This is a genomic window from Polynucleobacter sp. AP-Nickl1-40-C4, from assembly GCF_035012665.1.
In the GTDB taxonomy this organism is placed as follows: Bacteria; Pseudomonadota; Gammaproteobacteria; order Burkholderiales; family Burkholderiaceae; genus Polynucleobacter.
Map to the genome: position 1 here is coordinate 12,174 of NZ_JAYGQR010000008.1, position 17,274 is coordinate 29,447.

A 17,274-nucleotide genomic window follows, 5' to 3' on the forward strand; every position below is an offset into this window, starting at 1 on the left:
TTAGGGGTTCTAGGTTTTAGTTTTATACGGGCTCTAGTTTAAGCGCAAGACTTCGGCTCCGGCTGGCGGAGTGAAAGTAAAGCGATTGGCGGGCAAATTAACATTGAGTTGGATCTTATCCAAAGTCACCAGGACCACGCTTCCAAGCCCATCGGTTAACTCCAAAGCTTTCGGTAAGCCATTAGCCATGCCAATCGAGATCTTTGTATAAGGCAGGTCATTTTTATTCTTGGCATTGGGATCTTTTTTAGGAATCAAAGCTACCCACTTCATTCCTAAACGCTCTTCGCCTTCAACCAAGTCAAAATGCTGTTCTAGTGAAGTCTCACCAAACAGAATAGCTGCTGGTGTAGAAGCTAAGGCCTGCCCCGCTGGACGAAAAGTCGCCTGGTTTAAATCTTTATCCCATAAGATTAGTTGCTTGCCATCAGCAATTAACTTTTGCTCGTAAGGCTTTTGGATATCCCAGATAAATCTTCCTGGACGCTGAAACACAAAATGACCTTGGGTTTGACGGAGGACTTTCAAGCCCTTGTCTTGCGACTCATTGGCTTTGGGTGCGCGCAACTGTTGCTGCACAAAATCTCCCTCTGCAGTTTTGGAGCTCCGTACAAATTGACGCAACTGTTCTGAACCACTTTCACTTTGCGAATGAGCGGCGCCTGAAAACAGAATGGCTGTTCCAAGCAATACTGCAGATAAGAATCTTTGCAAAATGGCTGCCTTACTCTGAAGGGCGATGAAGAATCTCGCGATTACCACCATTACCCATCTTAGATACAAGTCCTGCTTTTTCCATATCTTCGAGTAGGCGTGCGGCACGGTTGTAACCAATACGCAGGTGACGCTGGACTAATGAGATCGATGGGCGTTTATTTTCTAGAACAATAGCAACGGCTTGGTCATAAAGAGGATCCGCCTCACCACCACCCTCGCCAGTCAATGCATCCACATTGGATTCGTCAGCACCTTCAAGGACGCCATCAATATAGTTGGCTTCGCCCTTCTCTTTGAGCCACTCCACTACGCGGTGCACTTCATCATCCGATACGAATGCGCCATGAACACGAACTGGCAAACCGGTACCTGGCGCCATATAGAGCATGTCACCCATACCCAACAATGCTTCCGCGCCCTGCTGATCCAAAATCGTACGACTATCAATCTTGCTGCTGACTTGGAATGAGATACGGGTTGGTACGTTGGCTTTAATTAAACCAGTAATGACGTCAACGCTAGGGCGTTGTGTTGCTAATACCAAATGAATACCTGCAGCACGAGCCTTTTGCGCAATACGGGCAATCAACTCTTCAATCTTCTTGCCCGATACCATCATCAAGTCAGCCAACTCATCAATCACGATGACGATGACCGGTGCTTTATAGATTGGCTCTGGATCATCTGGAGTTAAGCTAAATGGATTGGTGAGCTTCTCACCTTTCTCTTCGGCTTCCAGAATTTTTTTATTAAAGCCAGCTAGGTTACGTACGCCAAACTTACTCATCAGTTTGTAACGGCGCTCCATCTCATTTACCGCCCAGTTAAGTGCGTTGTATGCCTGCTTCATATCCGTTACAACTGGGCACAACAAATGCGGGATCTTGTCGTAGATGGCCATCTCGAGCATCTTCGGATCAATCATGATCAAACGCACTTCATCAGGCTTAGCCTTAAAGAGTAGCGACAGAATCATGGCATTGATACCCACGGACTTACCAGCGCCGGTAGTACCCGCAACCAAGCAGTGAGGCATCTTCGCTAAATCAGCCACCATTGGGCTGCCAGAGATGTCTTTACCTAAAGCTAAAGTCAGTAAAGAATGGTTGTCGTTATAAACCTGCGAAGTCAGAATCTCTGACAAGTAAACCGACTGGCGTGTTGGGTTTGGTAACTCCAAAGCCATACAAGTTTTGCCAGGGATGGTTTCTACAACACGCATACTGACAACACCTAGTGAGCGTGCTAAGTCACGTGAGAGATTCACGATCTGACTGCCCTTCACACCAATAGCTGGATCAATCTCGTAGCGAGTCACTACTGGGCCAGGATAGGCGGCAATCACTTTTACTTGAACATTAAACTCGGCTAACTTGCGTTCAATTAAGCGCGAAGTAAATTCCAACACGTCAGCAGAGATAGTTTCTTTTGCTTCGGGTACTGGATCAAGCAATGCGAGCGGTGGTAATTCTGAATCTGGAATATCCACAAACAATGGCTGCTGTTTCTCGCGCTCTACACGAGCACTCTTCGGAATTTCAATTGGAGCACGAACGATTTGCACTGGCGCTGCAACCTCAACGCGTCCGCGGAACTCTTCTACAAACTCTTCACGCTCTTCAGCAGCAACTTCACCTAACTTACGGTCTTCTTCGCTGTCGCGACGTTCATGAATGCGGTGATAAGTCACCTCCAAGAAACGCCCTACTTTTTCAGCCACATCCAGCCAGGAGAAATGCAAGAACAAAGACAGGCCAGCACAAAGGCCAAATAGGAGCACCAGAGTGGAACCGGTAAATCCAAGAGACATTTGCAATGGATCACCAATCAGCTCACCCAAAATACCGCCAGGAGGTCTAGGGAGCTCCCAGGACAGCGAATGCATACGGATGGACTCCAAACCCATACTGCAGACGAGAGTCAGTCCAAAGCCTAACCAACGCATTAGTAGAGAGTCTGGCTTAGCATCTGGATCTGGTGGCAAAGGTATGCTCCAAAGCTCGCGCCAGCCATTTAAGACGCGGCGCCCAAAGAGAGCAACCCACCAAAAGGCAGAAATACCAAAGATATACAGCATTAAATCGGCTAAATAGGCCCCAAAACGACCCCCCAGATTCTTGGGAGCCTCAAAACTGGCATGGGACCAGGCTGGATCAGCCTTGGAATAGGTCAGCAAAATGGCAAATAAGCCCAGGCACAAGCCTAGAGAGATGAACCAGCGAGCCTCCAATAATAGGCGGGGCATCCTGCCCTGCGGGCCATTATCTGGGGGCTGGGGGCTTATTGGGGCCTTAGACTTCGGGTATGCGGTTCTTGCCATGTTCTACCGATTGTAATCAAGCAAATCTATAATTTGAATATGACTACAAATACCCCAAAACACTCCAAAGTTCTGATCCTCGGATCTGGCCCTGCTGGCTATACAGCAGCCGTCTACGCAGCCCGAGCTAATCTAAACCCCACCCTCATCACTGGCCTAGCTCAGGGCGGTCAATTAATGACCACTACTGACGTCGAAAACTGGCCTGCGGATGCTGATGGTGTTCAAGGCCCAGAACTGATGGAGCGTTTCTTAAAGCATGCCGAACGCTTTAATACTGAAATCATTTTTGACCATATTCATACAGCAGCCCTGAAAGAAAAGCCGATTCGCCTAGTTGGGGATTCCGGAACCTATACCTGCGATGCTTTGATTATTTCCACTGGCGCTTCCGCTCAATATATTGGCTTACCAAGTGAGGAAGCATTCATGGGTCGCGGTGTTTCTGGTTGCGCAACTTGCGATGGCTTCTTCTACCGCAATCAAGATGTGTGCGTAGTCGGTGGTGGTAATACTGCAGTTGAAGAAGCGCTCTACCTGACAGGCATTGCTAAAAAAGTAACTGTCATTCATCGTCGCGATAAGTTCCGTGCTGAACCAATTTTGAATGATCGCCTCATGGCAAAAGTTGCTGAAGGCAAAGTGGAGCTGAAACTGAACTCCACTCTCGACGAAGTTCTAGGCGATGAAAAAGGTGTAACTGGTGTGCGCATCAAGAAACAAGATGGCAGCACTGAAGATCTTGCTGTAACAGGCGCCTTTATTGCAATTGGTCACAAACCGAATACCGAACTCTTTGTTGGTCAGCTCGACATGAACAATGGCTACCTCAAGACCCATTCAGGCCTTGAAGGCAATGCCACTGCTACTAATATCCCTGGGGTGTTTGCTGCTGGCGACGTTCAAGATCACATCTATCGTCAAGCGATTACTAGTGCTGGCACAGGCTGTATGGCTGCACTGGATGCGCAGCGTTACTTAGAAACCTTGGAGTAAGTTTTATTTGCCCAGAACTTTAAATAAGTATGAAATAAAAAAACGCCTAGCATTGCTAGGCGTTTTTGTTTGCTGCAGTCTGATTGCTACTGCATTTAATGACTACTCATTGCTTAACGAGAGACCATTGGCAAGAGTGGCACGATAAGTAATGCCACGATGTTAATAATCTTAATGAGTGGGTTAACGGCAGGGCCCGCAGTATCTTTGTAAGGATCACCTACGGTGTCGCCCGTCACTGCAGCTTTGTGAGCTTCAGAACCTTTACCGCCGAAGTTGCCTTCTTCGATATATTTCTTGGCGTTATCCCAAGCACCACCACCGGTACACATCGAGATCGCTACGAATAGGCCAGTCACGATAGTTCCCATAAGCAAACCACCCAATGCAGCCGGCCCTAACAAGAGACCAACGACAACTGGGGCAACTACTGGCAAGAGGGAAGGAACGATCATCTCTTTAATAGCAGCAGAAGTCAGCATATCTACAGCTTTGCCGTACTCTGGCTTTGCAGTACCTTCCATGATTCCAGGGATATCACGGAACTGACGGCGCACCTCTTCTACTACCGCGCCAGCGCAACGACCAACTGCTTCCATCGCCATCGCACCAAACAAGTAAGGAATCATGCCACCAATAAAGAGGCCAATGATGACCATGTGATTGGACAAGTCAAAAGACACTTGTTGGCCCATACCCTCTAAAGCATGGGTGTAGTCAGCAAAGAGTACGAGCGATGCCAAACCAGCTGAACCAATTGCATAGCCTTTAGTAACTGCTTTAGTAGTGTTGCCAACCGCATCCAATGGATCGGTAATATCGCGAACAGATTGTGGCAAGCCTGCCATCTCTGCAATACCACCAGCGTTATCTGTAATTGGGCCATATGCATCAAGCGCAACCACAATACCTGCCATGGACAACATGGCTGTTGCTGCAATTGCAATGCCATATAAACCAGCCAACCAATACGCCGCAAAAATCGCTGCACAAACAAAGAGCACTGGGTAAGCAGTTGACTTCATCGAAATACCTAAGCCAGCAATAATGTTGGTACCGTGACCTTTGGTTGAAGCTTCAGCAATATGCTGCACTGGCTTGAACTGGGTACCGGTGTAGTACTCGGTAATCCATACCAAACCTGCTGTAAGCAACAAGCCCACTACAGTTGAACCAAACAAACGCCATTGGCTACCGGGGATGCCTAATGCATCGTCTGGCATGATGAAGTTGGTTACAAAGTAGAAAGCAATCAATGACAAACCACCAGCAATGATCAGACCCTTATACAAAGCAGGCATCACATTTTTCATGCCAGGAGTTGCCTTTACAAATGAGCAACCAATGATGGAGGCGATGATAGAAACGCCACCCAGCACTAATGGATAAATAATCGCAGCCACTGGTGCGCTAGAAACCATTAAGGATCCTAGCACCATGGTTGCAATCAGCGTAACCGCGTAAGTTTCAAATAAGTCCGCCGCCATACCTGCGCAGTCACCAACGTTGTCGCCAACATTATCAGCAATCACCGCAGGATTGCGTGGATCATCTTCCGGAATTCCAGCCTCAACCTTACCGACCAAGTCAGCGCCGACGTCTGCACCTTTAGTAAAGATGCCGCCACCTAAACGAGCAAAGATCGAAATCAAAGAGGAACCGAATGCCAAACCAATCAGGGGATGCAACACGGAAGAGAGATCCTGTCCAGCGCCAATCGATACGAGGAACATAAAGAAGAGGCCAACACCCAAGAGACCCAATCCAACTACCAACATGCCGGTAATAGCACCGCCTTTGAATGCCACATTAAGAGCTTCGTTCATACCCTTGGTGGCCGCTTCCGCTGTCCGCACGTTTGCGCGTACTGAGACATTCATACCAATGAATCCGCAAGCGCCGGAAAGCACAGCGCCAATGACAAAGCCAATCGCGGTCGCAAAATCAAGGAAGAGCGCCATAAGAATGGCCAGAACCACCCCAACCACAGCAATCGTTTTATATTGGCGCGACAAATACGCTGCCGCCCCCTGCTGAATCGCCTCGGCAATTTCTTGCATTTTGGCATTGCCCGTACTTTGCTTCAAAATCCAGCTGCGCATCACAAAACCGTAAATCACGGCCAGGACACCGCACGCCAAGGCAAAATACAAGCCTAAAGTGACATTACTCATGCTTGAACTCCCCAAAGTTAATCATTTGTTAATCTTTATTGTTTTGTATAACTGCACTTAGGTAGACCTGGTTTCCGAAAGCTTTAAACTATGGTCTTTAAGCTGTATCAGTATGTAACAGAATCACCCCTGCGCTCCCTTTTTAGGATCAGGGTATTTACTAATCATTATTCGGAGTATTTATGAGTCTCGAAAAGGTCAAGCCAGGTAAAAAGATCCCTGAAAGCTTCAACGTCATTATTGAAATCCCAATGAATGCTGATCCAATCAAGTATGAAGTAGATAAAGAGAGCGGCGCAATTTTCGTAGACCGTTTTATGGGTACTGCAATGCACTATCCATGCAACTACGGTTACATCAATAAAACGATTGCCGGTGATGGCGACCCTGTTGACGTTCTCGTAATTACTCCATTCCCACTCATTCCAGGTGTAGTTGTAAGCTGCCGTGCAATTGGCATCTTACAAATGGAAGATGAGGCTGGTCAAGACGCTAAATTATTGGCCGTTCCAGAAGACAAAATTTTGCCTATCTATACACACTGGCAAAAACCTGAAGACATGAACCCATTGCGCTTGAATCAAATTCAACACTTCTTCGAGCACTATAAAGATCTCGAAAAAGGTAAATGGGTAAAAGTTAAAGGCTGGGGTGGCGTTGCTGATGCTCATAAAGAAATTCTTGAAGGCATCGAGCGCTACAACAAAGAGAACAAGTAATTCTTTTATTGAAAAGGCTTTGTGATTCGGAGTGAGCACGCAGAAAATTGCCTTAGCCCAAATCAACCCATTACTGGGTGATTTGGCTGGCAACGCGCAACTCATTCACAAAGCCGCTCTAGACGCCTACTCACAAGGCGCCAAACTTGTTGTAACCCCTGAGCTTTCGCTGACCGGCTATCCCCCAGAAGACTTACTCCTCCGCCCTGCTTTTATTGAGGCAGCACAATTACAGCTCGAGCTCTTGATGAAAGAGCTAGCTCAGTACTCTGATCTGACAGTCATCGTCGGCCATCCCAAACAAACATCCGCAGGTTTGCAAAACCACGCATCTGTTTTACGAAACGGCAAGGTCATTGCGGGCTACGCAAAACAAGAATTGCCTAACCATGAAGTATTTGACGAAGTTCGTTACTTCGTACCTGGTAATCAAGCTTGTGTTTTTGAATGCGAAGGTGTTCGCTATGGAATTATCTTGTGTGAAGATGCCTGGCATGCAGGTCCAGCCAAACAATCTCATGCTGCTGGCGCACAAGTATTGTTAGTCCCCAATGCCTCTCCTTACCACCTGCAAAAAGAAGCCTTGCGTATTGAAGTGCTCCGTGGGCATATTGCACAAACCAAAATGCCACTGGTTTACGTCAACGCTGTTGGCGGTCAGGATGAGTTGGTTTTTGATGGCGGCTCATTTGCATTAAATAGTGATGGCAAAGTCGTGATGGCAATGCCTCAGTTTGAAACCGGCCTAGGCCTTGTTACAGTGACAGCATCTGGAGAACTAGAAAAAGGTTTGATCACCCTGCCCCAATCTGTTGAGGCGCAGGCTTATCAAGCGCTGGTCTTGGGTGTACGTGACTATGTCACTAAAAATCGCTTCCCTGGCGTGATTATTGGCCTATCTGGCGGCGTAGATTCAGCCTTGGTATTGGCAATTGCCGTCGATGCCTTAGGCGCTGATAAGGTACGCACCGTCATGATGGCCTCTCGCTATACCGCTGATATCTCCTGGATCGATGCAAGGGAGATGGCGAAGAACTTAGGCGTGCAATACGACGAGATTCCGATTAGTGGGCCAGTGGATGCTTTAGAAGCTTCTCTAGCTGAGCAATTTGCCGGTTTAAAAGTAGATGCTACCGAAGAGAATATTCAGGCACGCGTGCGTGGGACCCTACTGATGGCCCTATCCAATAAAACAGGTCGACTCGTTTTGACTACCGGCAACAAGAGTGAAATGGCAGTCGGCTACTGCACACTCTATGGCGATATGGCGGGTGGCTTTGCAGTCATTAAAGATATCGCCAAGACTTTGGTGTATCGCCTGTGCGCCTATCGCAACAGTATTACGCCAGTGATTCCGGAGCGAATTCTGACCCGCGCACCTTCGGCAGAGTTACGCCCAGACCAAAAAGATCAAGATAGCCTGCCCTCTTATGAAGTGCTGGATGGCATTGTTGAGCGCTATATGGAGCAAAACCAATCGATTGCTCAAATCATTGCCGCAGGCTTTGATGCTAAGAGCGTAGAAAAAGTAACCCGCTTAATCAAGCTTAATGAATATAAGCGTCGCCAAGCTCCACCCGGGGTCCGTGTAACCACGCGCGCCTTTGGCCGCGACTGGCGCTACCCCATCACCTCCCAATTTAGAGCTTAGAACGCTCAGCGGGTCGGTTTTTGGTAGTTCAGAACAGATCTAGGTATGATTACTGAATTAGGGGGAACACATGAAATTAATTACATCCATCATTAAGCCGTTCAAACTCGATGAAGTTCGTGAGTCATTGGCGGAAGTCGGTGTTACAGGTCTGACCGTTACTGAAGTTAAGGGCTTTGGCCGTCAAAAAGGGCATACTGAACTCTATCGTGGCGCTGAGTATGTAGTCGACTTTTTACCTAAAGTAAAAGTGGAAGCAGTAGTTTCCGATGACCGCGTTGAAGCTGCTATTGAAGCAATTACTAAAGCTGCTCGTACCGGCAAGATTGGTGACGGCAAGATTTTCGTGACTGCAGTCGAGCAAGTGATTCGTATTCGTACCGGTGAAACTGATAACGCTGCGGTTTAATTCAACGAATTAAACCTGCGAACCTCTCAGGCCATCAACGCAACTGAGAGTCTGTGGAGTTTGATGGAGCTGCAGGCTGAATAATTTCAGCCGGCTCCAAAATAATTGTTTTACCAGCAGTACTACCCACACGCACCTTTGCACCTTGGTAATACAAATCCACTTGATTTAAACCGCCAGTAAGCACCTTCAATGGTGGCTTGCCATAAACACTTGCACCAACTCCTGGCTCAAGAGTTTTATTCTGGGTCTTACCGGTAGCATCCACCACACATACTGTTTGCGCAGTCTTTGATTGCAGATAAACCATGTCACCCGCTTTTTTAGGGGCTTCGGGCTTGTAATTGAGTGCGGATGCATCTGCAGGTGGGCATTCCGCCGTAACTGCTACTGGAGTTGGCTCTAGTACCGTTGCTGGAGCTGGCTTAGTCTCTGTCACAGGCTCTGCTGGTGCATTTGCTGGCGCAGGCTCTTGTGCTACTTCTTGAATAATCACCACCTCTTCTTTAGCCGGTTCGGGAAAAAATAGGGGGCGCAAGTTCACTACAGAGAAAATCACTGCCGCACCAATTGCCAACAGTAAAAAAAGTTTCTTTTTAGGTCCTACTGAAGCTTTTGATTTCTGGCTGTAATCAATCGCTTTTTGTGAGAATTTGCTAGCACTGACCTTCTCAGGTTTTAGTTTTGGTTCTGCGACTTTCTCTACCGCTACAGGGCTAGCCTCTTTTTCTTTTACTTTTTCGGTCTTTGCCTTTTTTTCTACCGCAGAAGCTTTTGTCTCCACCTGAAATTTCTCTTCAACATCAGCTGCTTTAACAGGCTGCACGACACCAGAAAAATCAAATGCCTCTTCAGGTGTGAGCTTGAGTAATCCAGCTACCTTTTTTGTTGCTGTGAATTTAACTTGATCACCGTAAAAAGAGCTACTTTCACCATTCTCAATCTGCTCAATTTGGCGAACAGATAGACAGGCCATTCCCGAAAGATCTTTCGTGCTGAGGCCAAGGCTTTCTCTAGCCTTAGTAAATGCCTCTTTGCGAATCTCAGGGAGTTTGACCGGTTTATTCACTGCGCAGCAACCATCTCATATGGAATTAATAAGATTGATAGTAATACCAAAATGGGACAAGAGTAATTAGCCACAAAGCTAGGTGTTTAATGGATGGTTCTCAAGGCTGGATTCAAGATACTTCTTCACCAGCACTTGCAGGGAATCCGCATGCATTTTGTCCATCACCCTAGCCTTATGGACTTTAATGGTGGCATCCGTGGTTCCTAGTTTTACGGCAATATCCTTGTTTAGAAGGCCCTTAACAAGCCATCCGCATACCTCACGCTCTCTAGGAGTGAGGCTTTCATAGTCTTTCTTAGCTTCAACATCTAAAGAAACGCGCTTCAACTGACGGCTATCAAAGTCAATTGCGTCTGCCACGGCCTTTAAGAGCTCCTCTAAATTAAATGGCTTGAATAAGAAATCTAGTGCGCCCCGCTTAAGGCCTTGAACAATTTGGTGTGGGTGACTTTGACCGCTCACAAATACGATGGGTGTTTTACGACCTAACTTTTGCATTTTTTCTTGTAAATCAAGGCCAGTCATATCTGGCATCTGCATATCTAAGAGAATGACAGCCGGTGAGACTGGAACTGATTTCTCCAAGAAAACGGTAGCAGACGCATAGTCATCGACGAGATAGCCTAATTCACGCAGCATTCTAGATAGAGAGATGCGCATCGACTCGTCATCATCAATTAGGTATATGTGGCCGACTTTAGTCATTGAATTCAAAGGAAAAAGTGATTGATGACTTAATGTACTGCAGCCTCTTTTACTAAGCTATTAGCTCCTTAGCTAATATTTAGACCTAAATCTATGAATTCTTTGGCATTTTCATACTGCAGTGCAACATTTGTAGTAATTATGATGAGCTCATCGATCTAGAGCACCCTTAACCCATCTCACGGCACAATAGAGCCTTTCGACACAAACCTTTTCTGGAGTAATAAGCATGAAACGCCTTAATGAACGCTCGCGCATGGTCACCGAAGGGGTCGCTCGCGCACCTAATCGTTCGATGTATTACGCAATGGGTTACGAAGAAAAGGATTTCGTAAAGCCGATGGTTGGCGTTGCGAACGGCCACTCCACTATTACCCCCTGTAATAGTGGTTTACAAAAATTAGCCGATGCTGCTGTTGAAGCTCTAGAAGCAGCCGGTGCAAAAGCACAAGTATTCGGCACACCAACTGTTTCCGATGGCATCGGCATGGGCACTGAGGGCATGAAGTACTCCCTCGTCTCACGTGAAGTGATTGCTGATAGCATTGAAGTGTGTGTCAATGGTCTTTGGCAAGATGGTGTTGTCGTCATTGGTGGTTGCGATAAAAACATGCCAGGCGGCATGATGGCCTTAGCCCGCACTAATGTGCCCGGCATCTATGTCTATGGCGGCACGATTAAACCAGGCCATTACAAGGGCAAGGAACTCAATATTGTTTCTGCATTTGAGGCAGTTGGTGAATTTACTTCCGGTCGATTGAGTGAAGAAGATTTAAAGGGTGTTGAACAGCATGCCTGTCCAGGTAGCGGCTCTTGTGGCGGCATGTACACCGCAAACACCATGAGCTCCTCATTTGAGGCTTTGGGCATGAGCTTGCCCTACTCCTCTACGATGGCGAACGTTGATGCTGAAAAAGTAGCGAGTGCTGCTGAATCAGCGCGCGTACTGGTTGAAGCAGTCAAAAATAACTTGCGTCCCCGTGACATCATCACCAAGAAGTCCATTGAGAACGCTGTCAGTGTGATCATGGCAGTTGGTGGATCCACAAATGCAGTATTGCATTTCTTGGCCATCACCAGCGCAGCTGAAATCGATTGGACAATCGATGACTTTGAGCGTATTCGTAAACGCGTTCCTGTGATCGTGGATATGAAACCATCTGGTACTTACCTTGCAACGGATTTGCATCAAGCTGGTGGCATTCCACAAGTCATGAAGATCTTGCTTGACGGCGGTTTATTGCATGGCGATTGCATGACTATCACTGGAAAAACGATTGCTGAAGTATTGAAGGATGTTCCATCTGTACCGCGCGCTGATCAAAAAGTGATTCGCACTTTAGACAATCCTTTATATAAACAAGGTCACTTGGCAATTTTGAAGGGCAACATTTCTCCAGAGGGTTGCGTGGCTAAGATTACCGGCCTCAAGAACCCATCAATCACTGGCCCAGCCCGCGTATTTGATTCTGAAGATGATGCAATGGCAGCCATCATGGCCCAGAAGATCAAGGATGGTGACATCGTTGTAATTCGTTATGAAGGCCCTAAAGGTGGTCCCGGCATGCGCGAGATGCTTGCCCCAACCTCTGCTCTTGTAGGTCAAGGTCTAGGTGAGTCTGTAGGCCTCATCACTGACGGTCGCTTCTCTGGTGGCACCTGGGGCATGGTTGTAGGTCACGTGGCTCCTGAAGCCTACGTTGGCGGCACGATTGCCCTCATTCATGAAGGCGACTCGGTAACCATTGATGCCCATCAACTACTCATTCAGCTAAACGTTGATGAAGCAGAAATTGCGAAGCGTCGCGCAGCTTGGGTGCAGCCTAAGCCTCGCTACACTCGTGGCCTATTGGCAAAGTATGCTCGCCTTGCAAGTACTGCAAGCAAAGGTGCAGTAACTGACTTGAACTTGGGTGACTAAGTTAATTAAGTAAAAGCCTTCAAAGAAAAAGCCCCCAGGTAAAACTAGGGGCTTTTTTATTACGTGTACCACCCAATCTATTGACTTAGTGCTTTATAGCTCCAGAACCCATTGCATTAACTGGCATCTTGACCTCAACATCACCTGCCTTAGCAAACTTCAGCTTCACGGGAACGGTTTCACCTGCAGCTAATGGAGCTTTAATGTTGATAAACATTAAGTGCAAGCCACCAGGTTTTAATTCAACGGCGCCACCTGCTGGCACAGCGATATCCTTCACTTGACGCATCTTCATGACATTACCTTCCATTGCCATCTCATGGAGCTGCACTTCACCTGCAACAGGTGAGCTGGCAGAGATCAATTGATCAGCAGCGCCTTTGTTTTCAATCTTCATAAAGCCACCGGCTACCTGCTGTCCAGGAACTGTGGCACGGGTATAGGCATCTTCAATTTTGATAGCGTTAGTAGTGACGGTTTTGGAAACGTTTTGCGCCCATGTCGTTCCTACGAAAGCCATCCCTGCAACGGTACACAGTGTTACTAATAATTTTGTCTTCATTTATATTCTCCCGGTAATTGATAAGCGATACATTTAATTATGGTTTAACTATCAAAGCATTTTGCAATTGCTGAAAGTCTACTAAGCCTGTTTTTCTGGTAGCTTTACCATTTTTATCGATCACTATGGTTGTAGGTGTTTCGCCATGCCATTTAGGATCAATTTCATAGCGCAGGCGCTCATCAAAAGGCACTGCGACATAATAATTATTGGCCTTGTCCAGATTTGCTTTGCTCAACATTTTTTTCATCGACTCGATTGATACATCATCAACCTGAATAAAAACTACTTTAGCGCTTGGATTGTTCTTGATAAAAAGACCCCACTGCGGCATCTCTTTAACGCAAGATGGGCAAGTCACCCCCCAAAAATTAATAGCCAGAGGTCCACCATTTGCCGCTTTGATGATGGCCTTCCAATCGCCTGCCTGATAAGGCTTCAGAGAAACTGGATAGGCAAAGGTAAACCCAGCCACCGATAAGGCGAGTATAAAAAAGAGCCAATATTTTTTCATTGCTTTTGTCCGATATTGATGAGTTGGTATCCATCCTGACGTGTAAGCCAAGATAAAAATACATGATTACCTTGGGCTAGCAATAATGGATGGTCGCTGTACCCTGCTGTGCTGGATAGAATTTTAGGAGCCGCCCAAGTTCTTCCATCATCACTAGATTCTTTTAAATATACGGAAGATTGCACGCCATCAAATTCTTTCCATACCAACCAAACTTGCTGGCCCAATGCCAATAGATATGGCCTGGATACATTGGCACTTTCAGAGCCTACGCGACTAGGCTTAGTATAGCTAGCCCCTTGGTTGCTAGAGTTTGCATAAAACACTCCAGAGCGCTTGCTGCCTTGGGTATACCAAGCTACATGGTATGTGCCGGCGTTTGATACTGCTATGGACGGTCCATGATGTGGGCAAGCATCAGTTTTCCAGTTGTCATCAGCCACCTTACGGATTGGTCCAGCACCTGAAGCTAAAATCACTTGGCTAGCTTGATCCCGAACACCTCCGGGAAATATTGCCCTGTACGCTAGCACAGGATTATCTTTCGGATCAAGGCTACCACCGATGCGACAGCACTCACAACTACTCTCATTTGCAAAGCGTTCTGCCTGAAAGCTTTTGCCACCATCCTGAGAAAAAGAATAAGCAATTGAGCCGCCAAGACGATTTTGTCCACCCTGCTTGGCAGCAGAAACTAAACGCTTATCGATCCAAGAGATAAAAATATCGCCATCTGGCTTTATCAGAACCGATGGAAAACGCTGACTGGATCTGTCACTGACCAAGGGCTCTGGTTTAGTGAATGTCTTAGCCCCATCTGTCGATCTAGCAGTATTAATTTGCGCATTCCAACTAGTATCTTTGAAAAAAGCATACGCCAAAAAGATATTGCCTTGTTTATCAGCAACAATTTGCGGACGTGCATCAGCGCCAGCGTCTAATGATTTACCGTGCTCAGCAATTTTGACTGCTGGTGAAAATGTTTTTCCCAAATCAGAAGACTGCGCAACAGCAACTACCCCACTTGCCGTCCATGCTAACAAGAGTTTTCCATCCTGCGTAAAAAATGGGGTTGCAGCATTGGCGCACTCCAAACCAGCTCCCTGACAGGCATTGCCAGGCTTTGCACTAACCATAGAAGAATGATCCATTTGCATTTGTGCCTGCGCAGGAAGGCTCAGCACTTCCAACAGAAGCGCTCCGAGCAATAAGAATCGATTAAAAGAGTATGGGGTCGGATTCATGATTAGAAGATGATACGTGCACCGACAGTAATGCTCTGTGGTTGCCCAGCGATATAACTCCCTTGACTAGTTCCCGTACCGTAAGTGATGTAGCTTCGATTGAACATATTGATCACACTGGCAAATACTGAGGCTTCTGGCGTTAATTGATGGTTCACCTTTAAACCAACAACTGCATAGGAAGGAACTGGTAAGGTGTGCGCGCCATCCAACCAAGAATTACCAATATAACGAACATTGGCTGTCAGACTGGTCTTTGGAAGCGGCATATAGGTCACTCCTGCATAACCCATGTTTTGTGGCACACCGCCAACCTGAGATCCAATTGGATTTAAGGATGCACTAACCCCCGAGCCAATCCAAGTAAGAATGGTGTTCGTATGGGTATATGTACCATCAACAGCCCACTGAGTATTGAGATCATGATGTGCCTGTACCTCAAGCCCACGACTTTGAAGATTCTGATTATTGCCGTACAAGCTAAATGTTTGGCCATTAGCTCCGGTACAAACTGAGATTGGACAACCTGCAGCAGCAGCTTGTGCCTGAGAAACATTGGGTGCATAAACTGCGTTTTTTACATTCGCATTGAAGCCCGTGATCTGCACAAAGCCCGCATTCCAACGATAGTCAGTCCCTAGTTCATAACCAGTCATGTTCTCGGGGCTCAGCAATGGATTGGCCAGGCTAACGCTCGTTGAATTTCCATAAGTACGAAGCGTGTTGTTCAAACCAGGCGCATGGAAACCCTGATAGGCCGCCCCCCTAAAGTCCCACTCCTTAGTAGCCTGTAATAACAAGCCCAGATTAGGGCTGAACTTATATGCAGTTTGATTAGGGACATTGGTGTAATTTTGAACACCATTTGCACCTGCGATCCAATAGGTTGGGGTCTGGCTTTGCCATTGATCCTCTCGAAGTGAGAGAGTAGCTTGCAATGGGATGGCATCTGTTTTAGCCTTCATTTGCGCCATCACACCATAAAACTGTTGCTGACCTTTTGCGTAATCAGAAGAGGTAACTACTCCATTTGCATATCCAGCAGCAGAACTAAAGGAATTCGTTAAATTCTGTGCAGCTACCTGTCTTCCATCAACACTAACTACTACCTGATTAATGGTTTGATCCTTTAAGTCATGGGTATATTGCGCAGATGCTCCCAGTGTTGAATAAGGATCGTTATAGTTGGCACTTATATAAGCTGGGGTTGCACCGCTATTGCTGACATTTTGCTGCCAAAGAGTGGTGTTTTCATAAAACGCATTTACCTGAACCTTTTGCGCTGCGCTCAAACGCGTAGTTGCTCCTCCAGAAAAAGTAGTTTCTTGAGTTGTCTTGGTAGCAAAGTTATATCCACCAGTTGGAAGATTTTGCATATTGTGGGAACCAAGATTAAAAAATGCATCCGTATCAGAACTTAATTTCAAGGCTCCTTGAAGTCGGTAATTTGCACTGTTAGCACTTTCAGGACCCATCCCAGGCAATAGTGGTGCAGACTGCCCTGCTTTATTCTTTACTGGGTAGACTGTTGCTGGAGAAATAGTGGGCTGGTTAATATAACCATCCGTATTAAAGTAGTCCGCAGATACTCGCAGCTTTAATACGTCATTTACTGCCACTTCTTTTGAAGCGGCCACATTGCTTGTATTGTATGAACCATAACTGGCAGACACTTCGCCTTTGTTATCGTTAATGGGCTTGGTAGTGATGTTGATTAAACCACCCATGCCATAGTTGCCATAAAGATTGGAGACGCCACCGCGAACCAGCTCTACATCCTGCACTGCTGAGAGCGGGACCAGATTCCATTGAATAGTTCCATACATAGCGTCGTTTGCAGGCAGTCCATCAATCAATGCCAGAGTCCGCGCAGCACCAAGACCACGGACATTCAAACTCTGACCGGTGGGGTCCTTTTCATAATACGGTTGATCATTTAAAAACACACTTGCTTGATTCTTTAAGACCTGGTCAACCGTCATTTCCGGGGCGTTTTGAATATCTTCATTCGTCAAAATAGAAGTGTTTTGAGTCATGTCCTTTAGCTCGGTACCAGAGCGAGTGGCACTAACAACCACATCACCTATTTTTTGACCGTAGTCGGGTGGCTGCGCAATTTGTGCTTGCGCGTTGATTAGTACAGACCCAAATAGCACACCCACGCATACGCTGATTTTCTTTTGCTGAAATAACATTTACCGCTCCACTGAACAATACGACAACGTATTGATTAAATCGTTGTCAACTACATAGCTAGGCTATGCCCTAAT

At 46.6% G+C, this 17,274-nt stretch carries 14 protein-coding genes; 5 read left to right on the forward strand and 9 right to left on the reverse strand.

All coding sequences use genetic code 11. The features are described 5' to 3' along the window. Positions 1–33 precede the first annotated feature (33 nt). Both VC182_RS09395 and VC182_RS09400 read right to left on the reverse strand, forming a co-directional pair. Positions 34–765, reverse strand: coding sequence for an outer membrane lipoprotein carrier protein LolA (locus VC182_RS09395; RefSeq protein ID WP_323485142.1), 732 nt, complete (start codon positions 763–765; stop codon positions 34–36). Further along, on the reverse strand, positions 725–3,037 hold the full coding sequence (locus tag VC182_RS09400) for a DNA translocase FtsK (protein ID WP_323485143.1): 2,313 nt from the start codon (positions 3,035–3,037) through the stop codon (positions 725–727). Before VC182_RS09400 ends, VC182_RS09395 begins: the two co-directional genes overlap by 41 nt. A 39-nt stretch (positions 3,038–3,076) precedes the next feature. On the opposite strand from VC182_RS09400, the gene trxB reads away from it, so the two are divergent. Further along, positions 3,077–4,033, forward strand: a complete 957-nt coding sequence (gene trxB, locus VC182_RS09405; RefSeq protein ID WP_072583823.1) for a thioredoxin-disulfide reductase — start codon at positions 3,077–3,079, stop codon at positions 4,031–4,033. Between the two features lie 113 nt (positions 4,034–4,146). Here the strand turns inward: trxB and VC182_RS09410 are convergent, their stop codons facing one another. After that, complete coding sequence (locus tag VC182_RS09410; RefSeq protein ID WP_323485144.1) at positions 4,147–6,207, reverse strand: sodium-translocating pyrophosphatase; 2,061 nt, start codon at positions 6,205–6,207, stop codon at positions 4,147–4,149. Between the two features lie 182 nt (positions 6,208–6,389). Between VC182_RS09410 and ppa the strand changes: the two genes are divergently transcribed. From ppa to VC182_RS09425, 3 genes are all read left to right on the forward strand, one after another. Then, complete coding sequence (gene ppa / locus VC182_RS09415; RefSeq protein WP_072583820.1) at positions 6,390–6,926, forward strand: inorganic diphosphatase; 537 nt, start codon at positions 6,390–6,392, stop codon at positions 6,924–6,926. 31 nt (positions 6,927–6,957) lie between these two features. Beyond that, positions 6,958–8,577 (forward strand): NAD+ synthase, encoded by a 1,620-nt coding sequence (locus VC182_RS09420; RefSeq protein WP_323485145.1) that lies wholly within the window; start codon positions 6,958–6,960, stop codon positions 8,575–8,577. A 70-nt stretch (positions 8,578–8,647) separates the two neighbouring features. Further along, the gene (locus VC182_RS09425; RefSeq protein WP_072583818.1) at positions 8,648–8,986 is read left to right on the forward strand and encodes a P-II family nitrogen regulator; all 339 of its coding nucleotides are present in this window, start codon (positions 8,648–8,650) and stop codon (positions 8,984–8,986) included. A 34-nt stretch (positions 8,987–9,020) separates the two neighbouring features. Here VC182_RS09425 and VC182_RS09430 read toward each other — a convergent pair whose 3' ends face one another. Continuing rightward, on the reverse strand, positions 9,021–10,055 hold the full coding sequence (locus tag VC182_RS09430) for a helix-turn-helix domain-containing protein (RefSeq protein ID WP_072583817.1): 1,035 nt from the start codon (positions 10,053–10,055) through the stop codon (positions 9,021–9,023). Positions 10,056–10,133: 78 nt separating this feature from the next. Further along, complete coding sequence (locus VC182_RS09435) at positions 10,134–10,763, reverse strand: response regulator transcription factor (RefSeq protein ID WP_323485146.1); 630 nt, start codon at positions 10,761–10,763, stop codon at positions 10,134–10,136. Between the two features lie 229 nt (positions 10,764–10,992). Here VC182_RS09435 and ilvD point away from each other — a divergent pair, with 229 nt between their 5' ends. Further along, positions 10,993–12,684, forward strand: a complete 1,692-nt coding sequence (ilvD, locus tag VC182_RS09440; RefSeq protein WP_215320294.1) for a dihydroxy-acid dehydratase — start codon at positions 10,993–10,995, stop codon at positions 12,682–12,684. Between the two features lie 85 nt (positions 12,685–12,769). Here ilvD and VC182_RS09445 read toward each other — a convergent pair whose 3' ends face one another. The 4 genes from VC182_RS09445 to VC182_RS09460 are packed head-to-tail and all read right to left on the reverse strand — an operon-like array spanning position 12,770 to position 17,199. After that, a complete protein-coding gene (locus tag VC182_RS09445; RefSeq protein WP_216243913.1) occupies positions 12,770–13,246 on the reverse strand; it encodes a copper chaperone PCu(A)C in 477 nt (158 codons plus the stop codon). A 37-nt stretch (positions 13,247–13,283) separates the two neighbouring features. Further along, on the reverse strand, positions 13,284–13,760 hold the full coding sequence (locus tag VC182_RS09450) for a TlpA disulfide reductase family protein (RefSeq protein ID WP_323485147.1): 477 nt from the start codon (positions 13,758–13,760) through the stop codon (positions 13,284–13,286). Further along, positions 13,757–15,004, reverse strand: coding sequence for a sialidase family protein (locus VC182_RS09455; RefSeq protein ID WP_323485148.1), 1,248 nt, complete (start codon positions 15,002–15,004; stop codon positions 13,757–13,759). The genes VC182_RS09450 and VC182_RS09455 overlap by 4 nt, the downstream gene beginning before the upstream one ends. Before the next feature lie 2 nt (positions 15,005–15,006). After that, on the reverse strand, positions 15,007–17,199 hold the full coding sequence (locus tag VC182_RS09460) for a TonB-dependent receptor (RefSeq protein WP_323485149.1): 2,193 nt from the start codon (positions 17,197–17,199) through the stop codon (positions 15,007–15,009). Positions 17,200–17,274: the final 75 nt, after the last annotated feature.